The organism is Metabacillus herbersteinensis, assembly GCF_042433335.1.
In the GTDB taxonomy this organism is placed as follows: Bacteria; Bacillota; Bacilli; order Bacillales; family Bacillaceae; genus Metabacillus; species Metabacillus herbersteinensis.
In genome coordinates, this window is the sequence record NZ_JBHLVO010000109.1 from 1 (window position 1) to 532 (window position 532).

The window sequence follows — 532 nt, forward strand, 5'->3', positions numbered from 1 at the left end:
GCACGGCATGTCCTGTCAGATCCAATCTGATATCTGCGGCTCTTATACAAATAATGGGCGAATGTTTCCATCTCCATTGCCTACATACCGATTCAGGGACATTATGGATGTTTTTACACGGTAAATCGCTGGTAATGAGAGAGATGGTGTGATAGAAGAATTTTATGTTTTACATAAGACGAAATCACCTTTTCCTTTGGCTCTTATCCGGATTACTCTTGTTGGGCTCTTTCAGCCGCTTGGCTTCACTTCTATAAAGTGATACTAAATCAAAATCGAGCATTACTTTTTGAAACCAACAGCTTCTCCTGATGTCGTAACGTTTTACGTTCTTGCCTTGAATACAGGACTTGCTTTTTGTATCTCCGACTCAAAGCCGAACCAGTAGCCATGTTCCCCCTTTTCATCGGCAGGAAGGAAACACAGACGAAGGCTTTCTTTGTATTCTCCATAAATGATATTCCAAGTGGCAGGAGGGATTTGTCGTTTGGTCCATACTTTCTCGGCAGGGAGTTTTTTCAGTGACATGCCT

The 532-nt window shown here is 42.3% G+C and carries 1 protein-coding gene; it reads right to left on the bottom strand.

All coding sequences use genetic code 11. The features are described from left to right. Positions 1–324: 324 nt before the first annotated feature. Positions 325–532 (bottom strand): hypothetical protein (locus ACFFIX_RS28030; protein WP_512700181.1); only part of this gene is annotated, 208 nt, incomplete at its 5' end.